General features: G+C 31.2%; 12 protein-coding genes. 1 reads left to right on the top strand and 11 read right to left on the bottom strand.

The features are described 5' to 3' along the window. Nucleotides 1-58: 58 nt before the first annotated feature. Genes trpB through N5D46_RS14230 form a run of 6 tightly spaced genes read right to left on the bottom strand, consistent with a single transcriptional unit; the run spans nt 59 to nt 5,658 of the window. A complete protein-coding gene (gene trpB, locus N5D46_RS14205; RefSeq protein WP_280050393.1) occupies nt 59-1,243 on the bottom strand; it encodes a tryptophan synthase subunit beta in 1,185 nt (394 codons plus the stop codon). A gap of 12 nt (nt 1,244-1,255) precedes the next feature. Then, nucleotides 1,256-1,927 carry a phosphoribosylanthranilate isomerase gene (locus N5D46_RS14210; protein ID WP_125349945.1) on the bottom strand — a complete coding sequence of 224 codons (672 nt, stop codon included), beginning with the start codon at nt 1,925-1,927 and terminating at the stop codon, nt 1,256-1,258. Then, the gene (trpC, locus tag N5D46_RS14215; RefSeq protein ID WP_280050397.1) at nt 1,924-2,709 is read right to left on the bottom strand and encodes an indole-3-glycerol phosphate synthase TrpC; all 786 of its coding nucleotides are present in this window, start codon (nt 2,707-2,709) and stop codon (nt 1,924-1,926) included. Before trpC ends, N5D46_RS14210 begins: the two co-directional genes overlap by 4 nt. Next, the gene (gene trpD / locus N5D46_RS14220) at nt 2,706-3,692 is read right to left on the bottom strand and encodes an anthranilate phosphoribosyltransferase (protein ID WP_280050398.1); all 987 of its coding nucleotides are present in this window, start codon (nt 3,690-3,692) and stop codon (nt 2,706-2,708) included. Before trpD ends, trpC begins: the two co-directional genes overlap by 4 nt. A 4-nt stretch (nt 3,693-3,696) precedes the next feature. Next, a complete protein-coding gene (locus N5D46_RS14225; protein WP_125349948.1) occupies nt 3,697-4,260 on the bottom strand; it encodes an aminodeoxychorismate/anthranilate synthase component II in 564 nt (187 codons plus the stop codon). Between the two features lie 3 nt (nt 4,261-4,263). Continuing rightward, a complete protein-coding gene (locus N5D46_RS14230) occupies nt 4,264-5,658 on the bottom strand; it encodes a chorismate-binding protein (RefSeq protein WP_125349949.1) in 1,395 nt (464 codons plus the stop codon). Nucleotides 5,659-5,911: 253 nt separating this feature from the next. Here N5D46_RS14230 and N5D46_RS14235 point away from each other — a divergent pair, with 253 nt between their 5' ends. Further along, nucleotides 5,912-6,688, top strand: a complete 777-nt coding sequence (locus N5D46_RS14235; RefSeq protein WP_125349950.1) for an enoyl-CoA hydratase-related protein — start codon at nt 5,912-5,914, stop codon at nt 6,686-6,688. Between the two features lie 73 nt (nt 6,689-6,761). Here N5D46_RS14235 and trxA read toward each other — a convergent pair whose 3' ends face one another. The 5 genes from trxA to N5D46_RS14260 all read right to left on the bottom strand — a co-directional run bounded on the left by trxA (nt 6,762) and on the right by N5D46_RS14260 (nt 9,819). Further along, complete coding sequence (gene trxA, locus N5D46_RS14240; RefSeq protein ID WP_219033921.1) at nt 6,762-7,118, bottom strand: thioredoxin; 357 nt, start codon at nt 7,116-7,118, stop codon at nt 6,762-6,764. Nucleotides 7,119-7,352: 234 nt separating this feature from the next. Beyond that, nucleotides 7,353-7,988, bottom strand: a complete 636-nt coding sequence (locus tag N5D46_RS14245) for a suppressor of fused domain protein (RefSeq protein WP_219033922.1) — start codon at nt 7,986-7,988, stop codon at nt 7,353-7,355. A 611-nt stretch (nt 7,989-8,599) separates the two neighbouring features. Next, entirely contained in the window at nt 8,600-8,974 is a 375-nt protein-coding gene (locus tag N5D46_RS14250; protein ID WP_280050399.1) for a lipocalin family protein, read from the bottom strand. Between the two features lie 44 nt (nt 8,975-9,018). After that, nucleotides 9,019-9,468, bottom strand: a complete 450-nt coding sequence (locus N5D46_RS14255; RefSeq protein ID WP_280050400.1) for a hypothetical protein — start codon at nt 9,466-9,468, stop codon at nt 9,019-9,021. Between the two features lie 39 nt (nt 9,469-9,507). Beyond that, nucleotides 9,508-9,819 carry a DUF6804 family protein gene (locus N5D46_RS14260; protein ID WP_347881038.1) on the bottom strand — a complete coding sequence of 104 codons (312 nt, stop codon included), beginning with the start codon at nt 9,817-9,819 and terminating at the stop codon, nt 9,508-9,510. Nucleotides 9,820-9,930: the final 111 nt, after the last annotated feature.

Here is a 9,930-nt window from a genome sequence, read left to right on the forward strand (position 1 = left end):
AGATTTCATTATCGTGGGTGCAAATGTAAGGTGATTTTTGAAAATTAACCAAATATTTTTAAGAATATTTTTCGGAAACTTTCATATATGTTTCTAAATCTTTATCTCCTCTTCCTGAAAGATTCAGAATCACAATGTCTTGCGGTTTAAAATTAATTTTTTCTAAAGCAGCTAAAGCGTGAGAAGATTCTAATGCAGGAATGATTCCTTCCTCTTTTGTCAACATAAAAGCAGCTTCCAAGGCTTCATCATCTGTTGCATTTAAGAATTCAGCACGTCCAGTTTTGAACAAATGCGCATGTAAAGGACCAACGCCAGGATAATCTAATCCAGCCGAAATTGAATAAGGTTCAACAATTTGTCCATCTTTATCTTGCATCAATAATGTTCGACTTCCGTGAATAATTCCTTCTGTTCCTTTGATAGTTGTAGCAGCAGTTTCTCCAGATTCTACGCCCAAACCTGCCGCTTCAACCGCGATTAATTTGACAGAATCATCATTTAAAAAATGATAAAAAGCTCCCGCAGCATTACTTCCGCCACCAACACAAGCAATCACGTAATCAGGATTTTCTTTCCCATATTTCTCTTTCATTTGTGCTTTAATTTCTTCTGAAATAATCGCTTGGAATTTCGTTACCATTGCTGGATAAGGATGAGGACCAACTACAGAACCAATGATGTAAAAAGTTTCAGGATTATTGATCCAATAACGAATCGCTTCATTTGTTGCATCTTTCAAGGTTTTACTTCCTGAGGTTGCTGGAATAACTTCTGCACCTAACATTTTCATTCGTGCAACATTTGGTGCTTGACGAGCAATGTCAATTTCTCCCATAAAAACGATACATTCTAATCCCATCAACGCACAAACAGTAGCAGTTGCAACACCATGTTGTCCAGCACCAGTTTCGGCAATAATTTTGGTTTTACCTATTCGTTTTGCTAAAAGAGCTTGACCAATCGCATTATTGATTTTATGTGCACCTGTATGATTCAAATCTTCACGCTTTAATAAAATATTGGTGTTATATCTTTTTGAAAGATTTGGTGCAAAATACAATGGACTTGGTCGACCAACGTAATCTTTTAATAACAAATTAAATTCATTTTTGAATTCGTCTGTATCGATATATTGTGCTAAAGCTTCAGATAATTCTTCACAATTATGATGTAATAACTCTGGGATAAATGCTCCTCCAAATTCACCATAAAAACCTCTTTCGTCAACTTCGTATTTCATTTTGTTTCTTTTTTAATTTTGTTCAATTCGTCCATCAATTGTATCGATAAACTGTTTTACTTCGTCAGTTTTTTTTATTCCTGGTGCTGACTCAAAACCACTATTGATATCAAATCCAATACATTTCGGATGCTGAAAATTTTTCAAGATAAATGCATCTTCAAGTGTTATTCCGCCACTTAATAAAAAGGGTATTGATAACTGATAATTTGTTAACAATTGCCAATCAAATTTCTTTCCAGTTCCTCCGTAATTATTTGATTTTGTATCGAAAACAAAACTATCAATAACTTGTTGATAAGTGGTTAATTGTTGAAAATCTTCAATCGATTTTATGCCAACGGCTTTCCAAATTTTAAAGTCTAAAAAGTTTTCATCAGTTAATAATCGTTGATGTTTTTGATTGATTAATTCTTCACAAAAGTCAGCTGTTTCATCACCATGTAATTGGACAACATCTAATTTATATTCTTCAACTTTTTCGAGAATTTTCTCGACTGATTCATTCACGAAAACGCCAACTTTTTCTGCATTCGGAAAAACTTCAAAAATAGATTCGTCTTCTACAAATCTTTTTGATTTTGGATAGAAAATAAAGCCTACATAATCGGGTTCGATTGCTGCAATTTCTTTAAAATTTTCGATGTTATTATTTCCGCAAACCTTTACTTGAAAACGTTTCATTTTGATTCTTTTACAAATTGCTCAAATGCTTGAGATGGATTATCTGCTTTCATAAAATTTTCACCAATTAAAAATGCCTGAAATCCAGCTTGTCTTAATTCTTTTACTGTTTTAGGATCAGAAATTCCACTTTCCGCAACTTTAATTAAATCGGTTGGTAATTGTTTCAAGATTTGTTTTGATTTTTCAATATCAACTTCGAAATTTTTCAAATTACGATTGTTAATTCCAATCAAATCAATGAATTCATTTACCTTTTCTAATTGATCTTCTGAATGTAATTCCAATAAAACTTCTAATCCAATTCCCTTAGCAGTTTTAGCTAAATTATAGACTTCGTCTTTTGTTAAACATTCTGCAATTAATAACATCAAATCTGCACCAATCGCTTTTGTTTCGTACACTTGAAATTCATCAACAATAAAATCTTTACGCAAAACAGGAATATTCAACACTTCTTTTGCTTGTTTTAAATCATCAAAACTTCCGCCAAAAAATTGCTCATCTGTTAAAACAGAAACGACAGAAGCACCAAACTTTTCGTAACCGGAAACAACTTCTTTTACATTTGCGTCTTTGTTAATAAAACCTTTCGATGGTGATTTTCGCTTAAATTCTGCAATAATTCCAGATTTTAATTTATCTAAAATTGAAGCTTTTGTAGATTTAACAGGAAGCAAAAAATTTTCTGAATTTCTAAAACTTTCTATTGATTGAGTTTTCTGTTTTTCTAAAATTTCAACACGTTTTTGCGTGACAATTTCGTCTAATATCGTTTTCATGGTTTCATTAATTTTTGGAATACATTCAAGGCATTTTTACTGTCTAAACTTTCGTTCGCAATCGCTACACATTCGATTAAATCTTTGGTTGGATAAATTGTTTTAAGCGCTAAAGCAGCGTTTGCTAACACAACTTCTTTTTGTGCTTTGGTTGAATTTCCTTCTAAAACGCTTAAAAATATTTTAGAATTTTCTTCGATTGATTTTCCGCCTTTTATCTCATCAGGTTGAAGAATACTTAAACCAAAATCTTTACTTTCTAAAACAAATTCACCCGAATTATTGTACACTTTTGTAGGAGATGTCAACGAAATTTCGTCATAACCAGCCAAGGCAGTTGAAATCGAATATTGCACACCCGAATTTTGCATCACATAATGATATAATCGAGCAGTTTTGACATCATATGTTCCCAAATTTTGAAATTCTGGTTGAACTGGATTTACCAAAGGTCCCATCAAATTGAAAAATGTTTTTACCGCCAAACCTTTTCTAATCGGAGCAACTTTCGCTAAAGCTGGATGAAAAAGTGGTGCATGTAAAAATGTAATTCCAACTTCTTCAAATTCACGTTTTAGTTTATCTTGATTAACAGAAAATTCATAACCAAAATTATCCAACATATTCGAAGAACCGCTCACAGACGATGCTCCATAATTTCCTTGTTTGATAATTTTCTCGCCAGCTCCAGCCAAAACAAAACAACTTAATGTCGAAATATTAAAGGTATCTTTCCCATCACCTCCCGTTCCTACAACATCAATCGCTTGTTTTGGCAAATCAACTTTGATACATAAATCTAACAAAGCTCGGCGATAACCTTTTAATTCCTCCAACGTAATGTTACGCATATTAAAAATGGTCATAAATGAAGCTAATTCGACAGCCGAATATTTTTCTTCCGAAATTTCCACCATAATTTGATAGGCTTCATTTTCGCTCAAAGTATAATTTTCGAATAATAAATTTAATAATTTTTTCATCGTTTTAAGCTTCTAACCAATTCTTAATCATCTCATCTCCAAGTGGTGTTAAAATAGATTCTGGATGAAACTGAACACCGCGAACATCATACGTTTTGTGACGTAAAGCCATCACTTCTCCTTTTGGACCAACTGCTGTAATTTCTAATTCTTCAGGAAAATCTTCATTTGAAACTACCCAAGAATGGTAACGTCCAACTTCTAATTTTTTTGGTAAATTTTGGAATAACACTTCGTCTTTTATTACTTCAATTTTAGATTCAACTCCGTGAAAAACTTCTTGTGTATTTAATAATTTCCCTCCAAAAACTTCTCCAATTGCTTGTTGTCCTAAACAAACGCCAAAAATAGATTTTGTTGAAGCATATTTCTCGATGATTGGTTTCAATAAATTGGCTTCATCAGGAACTCCTGGACCTGGAGAAAGTAATATTTTATCATAATTATTCACATCTTCCAAAGTAATTCCATCATTGCGAACAACGGTAATATCATCGGCGAATTTCTTTAATGAATGCACTAAATTATAGGTGAACGAATCGTAATTATCGATAACTAAAATTTTCATAGTTTATAGGTTTTGAGCGATTTCTATTGAGCGACGAAGCGCTCCTAATTTATGATTGACTTCTTGTAATTCATTTTCTTCGACCGATTTGGAAACAACTCCAGCACCAGCCTGAAAATATAAGGTATTTTGTTTGCTGACGAACGTACGAATCGCAATCGCCATGTTGATGTCACCGTTGAATCCTAAATATCCAATTCCGCCACCATAAACGCCACGATTTTGATTTTCGTAACCGTCTAATAATTCCATTGCTTTGAATTTTGGTGCGCCAGAAAGTGTTCCAGCCGGAAAAGAGTCTGCAAAAACTTTCATCGTATTTACGCTTGGATCCAATTGAGCAGTTACTTTTGAAACCATGTGAATCACATGCGAGAAATACTGAATTTCTTTGTATTGTGCGACTTTTACATCAGCAGAATTTCGACTTAAATCATTGCGAGCCAAATCGACCAACATCACATGCTCTTCATTTTCTTTTGGGTCAGCAATTAATTTTTCGGTCAATTCTTTGTCCAAAGTTGGACTTCCAGTTCTGCGAACTGTTCCTGCAATAGGATGAATTTCTGCATGATTATTATTAATGATAATTTGCGCTTCTGGTGAAGATCCGAAGATTTTATAATTTCCGTAATCGAAATAAAACAAATAGGGCGAAGGATTTACAGAGCGTAAAATGCGGTAAACATTAAATTCGTCACCCGAAAATTTTTGTTTGAATTGACGAGAAGGAACAATTTGGAAAACATCTCCACGGAAACAAGATTGTTTACATTTTGTCACCATTTCTTTGAATTCATCATCTGTTAAATTCGATTGAATTTCACTTTCTACATTAAATGGATATTCAACAATTGATTTGTTATGAACAACACTTTTAATTTCAGAAAATTTAGAATCTATTTCATCATTTTGAAATTCGATGAATTGAATTTCATTGTGAAAATGATTGAACACCACAATATTTTGATAGAACGAATACGAAAATTCTGGAATCGTTGCTTCGTTTCCTTTTGCTGAAAATTTTACTGTTTCAAAATGTGGAATCGCATCCCACGCAATGTATCCAAATAAACCATTTACAAGTAAATCTTCTCCATTTTGAATCATAAACTGACTTGTAAATTTTTTGAATTTCTCTGTCAATTCTTGACCATTCAACGCATATTCTTTTGTTTCTCCATTCGCATACGTTTCATTCACAATTCCGTTTGTAACCTTAAAAGTTGCGATCGGATTTAGACAAATAAAAGAGTTAGCATCTGTCTTAGAATGATAGTCAGAACTCTCTAATAATAAGGCATTCGGATAAATATCTCGCAATTTCAAATAAAGCTGAACAGGAGTTGTTAAATCGGCTAAAACAGTTTCTTTCTGTATGTTAAAAGTTAAATTCATTTGTTAAATATTTAGGTTTAGAGCACAAAAAAAGGCTTGTCGGTTACGACAAGCCTTTTCTACATATAACTGCATAGAGGTCTTACGAACCAACGTTTTGTTGTTCGATATTCCACCACCAGTTATTTGTAAATAATGTTTTCATTGGGACAAATTTAGGAAGGATTTTGAATTGTACAAATTATTTTTTGATAAATTTTTTAGTTGAGTGAACAATTGATATTTTTGAGTGAATAATAAAAACACAAACAAAATGGAATATAATTATAACAATCTGATTGTTGAAGTAGAAAATAAAATTGCATTAGTTACCTTAAATCGTCCGCAAGCATTAAATGCATTGAACAAAGATTTATTAGATGATATTTCAAACTTTTTTACAGACGCAGATTCTGATCCCGCTATTCGAGTAATTATTTTAACAGGTTCTGGTGAAAAATCTTTCGTTGCTGGTGCTGATATCAAAGAATTTGCAAGTTTTGATGGTCGTCAAGGTGAACAATTAGCTGCAAAAGGACAAGAAAATGTTTTTGATAAAATTGAAAATTCTAAAAAACCTGTAATCGCCGCAGTGAATGGTTTTGCTTTAGGAGGTGGTTTAGAATTAGCGATGGCGTCTCATTTTCGTATAGCATCAACCAATGCAAAATTAGGATTACCAGAGGTTACATTAGGTTTGATTCCGGGTTATGGAGGAACGCAACGTTTGCCAAAATTAATTGGAAAAGGTCGTGCAATGCAGGCAATTATGACAGCAGATATGTTTACAGCTGAACGCGCGTATGAAATTGGTTTAGTGAATGAAGTTGTTGAGCAAGCTGAATTAATTGATCGAGCAAAAGAAATTGCGACTAAAATTTCAAAAAATTCTTCTGTAGCGATTCGTCACGCGATTCGAGCGATTAATGCGTCAGATAAAGACAATGGTTTTGAAGTTGAAATTGAAAGTTTCGGAAATTTATTTGACGAAGAAGATTTCAAAGAAGGAACAACTGCTTTTGTAGAGAAAAGAAAACCTAATTTTAAGTAAATTTACATAAGCAAAAAAATCCGCTCAATGAGCGGATTTTTTAATCGACTTTGGCTGCAAAGCAAACCTATTTTTAAATATATTTTTTGATTTCTGCCACCAATTGTTCTTTTGGCCTTGCTCCACTTTGTTTCCATAATAATTCACCATTTTTGAAAATAGCAAAAGTCGGAACTCCTTGCACTTGATATCGTGCAGCTAAATCTTGATATTTATCAACATCCACTTTTAGGATTTTGACATCACCTCCCAATTCTTCTTTCACTTGTTGCAAAATTGGCCCCATCATTTGACAAGGACCACACCAAGTTGCAAAAAAATCTAACAAAACTGGTTTATCTGAATTAATAATTTCTTCAAAAGTCATCGTTTTTGATTCTTCTTGGTTATTTGATTGATTTTTATTTCGGTTGAATAAATTTTTAAACATCTTTATTTTTTCTTCTTAAATATACTAAAAAAGCACTTCCGAAGAAGTGCTTCATAATTAGTTTTACTAATTATTAACCTAACCTATGAAAAATTTATTCTACTGTTAGTGCTACTAACATTTAGATATAATCAAAACAAATACCAATTTTAAAATACTGACAATCTGTTTTTTACATTTAACATAATTTAAGAAATAGGCTAACGCAAATATGTTTTATTTTAAAAATTTCTACTATAATTCACACACAAATTTTGGATTAACTGACTTTATTTCAGCTATCACTGACATTATTTCTTCTTTGGTTGAATTCTCTTCCAATCTTTTCAATTGTTCCGAATTCAAACCAATCATTTGTATAAATATCACTTTACCATGAGGCGTATCAATTTCATCTAAATCATCATCCTTGATAAAAGCCAAACCAACAATATCCGTTTCCGAATCTGTACGAATTGGACCTCCTAAGGGTAAAAATTGGTATTCATCAAACCAAACTTTTGTTTCGTTCACGAATCGTCCCAAATTATTCATTAATTGAACTACCCAAAAAGGATCTTCACCATTATCATCTTTAACAGGTTTCACGCGGAAAGAAAACTCAAATCCCCATTTACTAAAATCCGCTCCTACACTTTCCTCAGAATAGTATAAATGCGACATTCCGTAACTCACCAAATGATAATAACCATTCACATTAAAAACCGCAACGCCATCAATTGGATCATCTCCACCTTGAAAAGACATCACTTGAGGCGAATAAAAACGAGGCTCTAAAGTCCCATAAACTTCTTTTAAGCGATTTTCGATCGCAATTGCACCAACCGCTTGATCTGATTTATATTGTTTTTTGTATTCTTCTAAATTCATGATGCAAAAATAGTTTATCCAATCTTAATTCTCAGTTAAAGACATAAAAAAAGAGAGCTTCTTGTTAGAAACTCTCTTTGTAGTAGCGAGGACCGGACTATATAATATTCTCTGTATCTCTCACTATCACTAAGATTTTTTCATCTATATTTTTTATGTATGCCTAATTGTATGCCTTTAATATGGTTTACCAATAGAAACACCTAATTATTTACCAGGAGTTATAAAAATACTACATTGACACAATTGAACTAACTACCAAGTTCTGAATCTTAATATCTGATTTTATGTAATAGTTTTTGATTAGCAAATATTCATCAATATTATATCTTTCTATTTCTTTAGTTGATTTAATTAATACACACACTAATATATCCCAATAAAAGATTAACTCTATTTGAATATCTTTAAAATTGTTGCCTACATAAAGATAACTATCATAGCCAATAATCCTATCATATAATACTTCAACTTCAAACTCTACCTCTTCATAATACATCCCTATTTTAAATGGTATGTATATTTTGTTCATTTGTGTTCAATTATATTTTAAAGAAAAAACCTCCCATAACTGAGTGGCTTTATATTAAATAGTTATTATACACCGAGATTTACTCTTTATAATAAGTTCCTTCATATGCTTGTTCATTAGAATTACCTGTTGAAGTAAATTCTATCTTTTTATCATTAATATATGTTACTTTTTGTACATATGTTAAACTTACTCCTTTAGGAAAAGTCATTGTTAATACATAACCTTTCAATTCATAAGTACCTTTTTCTGAGTCAAATTCATTTGCTTTACCTCCAGACCAATATGAATAAACAACTGTTTTATCCTTTGAGAAAGTAAATGAATTATTTGTTGTATAACCTACTTCTTTGGGGTCTTCAAAATACCATTTACCTATTAATTTTTGAGTTGATGTATTTTCTATTGATGAATCATCATCATTTGAGCAATTAAATAATAATGCTGAACTCATTAGCATTATACAGAATAATAAAATTCTTTTCATAGTTTTTATTTTTAATTCATAAACATTTCATTTGATAACTTTTCACCTTCATCATTTCTTATGCTACCTAAGAAAACTGTATATCTACTTGAAGTATGTCGTGGTAAGTTTGAGAAATCAGTAATCTTTTTTGAAGTTACAATTATGTACATTGTATTCTTATCACTTTTATCTTTGCTTGTTCCTAATACAGAGCAAAATCCTTCTGGAAATGATATAATTTCTTCTTTATGAGAGTTTAATTTGTATACTAAACTATAACCTATTTCTTCTAATAACTTTTCTTCAGAAATACCATTATGAAGTTTTTCACCTACCAGAGCAGATAAATCAAAAAAATCTTCTGTTAATTGATATTGAAATTTTTGAGGTTCAAATTCTTCTTTTAATACAAAACCTTTATTTCCTGATTCAAACAAAGTATAGTAGTATTCATCTTTATTAGGATTGTTATTTTCCATCAGTTTCTCTAATATGATTTATTAGAATCTTACTTCAATCTAATTTTTAACTTGCTTTTTTACCATACTTAATAATAATCCAATAGCAACTACAACATCTATAATATTCCATATTGTACGTCCTAAGTAAATTTTAAATATTGGTTGAAATAAAACTGCTAAAATCAAATAGATAACAAATTCTGTTTGTTTTTCCTTTTGATAAGATTGATAAGCAAGTACTCCAAAACCTATTAATGCTATAAAGCGTATTAATTGATAAAAACCATATGGCATATCTATCAAACATAGTAGAAACAAAATTGAAAGTACTATTTTGATTAAACTCTCTGAAACTATATTGTTTATCATTACTTGTATTGTAATTTAAAAATCTCCTCTAATTTATTTTTTATTTGAGTCTCATAAACAGTAATATTAGTCATAACTATGAAATTTGCTAAAAATAAAGTACATAAGATA

The organism is Empedobacter sp. GD03865, assembly GCF_029840775.1.
Taxonomy (GTDB): Bacteria; Bacteroidota; Bacteroidia; order Flavobacteriales; family Weeksellaceae; genus Empedobacter; species Empedobacter falsenii_B.

Bases quoted from the DNA above. Each gene is read 5' to 3' on its own strand.
- trpB (WP_280050393.1), bottom strand. From the start codon at position 1,243: ATGAAATACGAAGTTGACGAAAGAGGTTTTTATGGTGAATTTGGAGGA.
- N5D46_RS14210 (WP_125349945.1), bottom strand. From the start codon at position 1,927: ATGAAACGTTTTCAAGTAAAGGTTTGCGGAAATAATAACATCGAAAAT.
- trpC (WP_280050397.1), bottom strand. From the start codon at position 2,709: ATGAAAACGATATTAGACGAAATTGTCACGCAAAAACGTGTTGAAATT.
- trpD (WP_280050398.1), bottom strand. From the start codon at position 3,692: ATGAAAAAATTATTAAATTTATTATTCGAAAATTATACTTTGAGCGAA.
- N5D46_RS14225 (WP_125349948.1), bottom strand. From the start codon at position 4,260: ATGAAAATTTTAGTTATCGATAATTACGATTCGTTCACCTATAATTTA.
- N5D46_RS14230 (WP_125349949.1), bottom strand. From the start codon at position 5,658: ATGAATTTAACTTTTAACATACAGAAAGAAACTGTTTTAGCCGATTTA.
- N5D46_RS14235 (WP_125349950.1), top strand. From the start codon at position 5,912: ATGGAATATAATTATAACAATCTGATTGTTGAAGTAGAAAATAAAATT.
- trxA (WP_219033921.1), bottom strand. From the start codon at position 7,118: ATGTTTAAAAATTTATTCAACCGAAATAAAAATCAATCAAATAACCAA.
- N5D46_RS14245 (WP_219033922.1), bottom strand. From the start codon at position 7,988: ATGAATTTAGAAGAATACAAAAAACAATATAAATCAGATCAAGCGGTT.
- N5D46_RS14250 (WP_280050399.1), bottom strand. From the start codon at position 8,974: ATGAGTTCAGCATTATTATTTAATTGCTCAAATGATGATGATTCATCA.
- N5D46_RS14255 (WP_280050400.1), bottom strand. From the start codon at position 9,468: ATGGAAAATAACAATCCTAATAAAGATGAATACTACTATACTTTGTTT.
- N5D46_RS14260 (WP_347881038.1), bottom strand. From the start codon at position 9,819: ATGATAAACAATATAGTTTCAGAGAGTTTAATCAAAATAGTACTTTCA.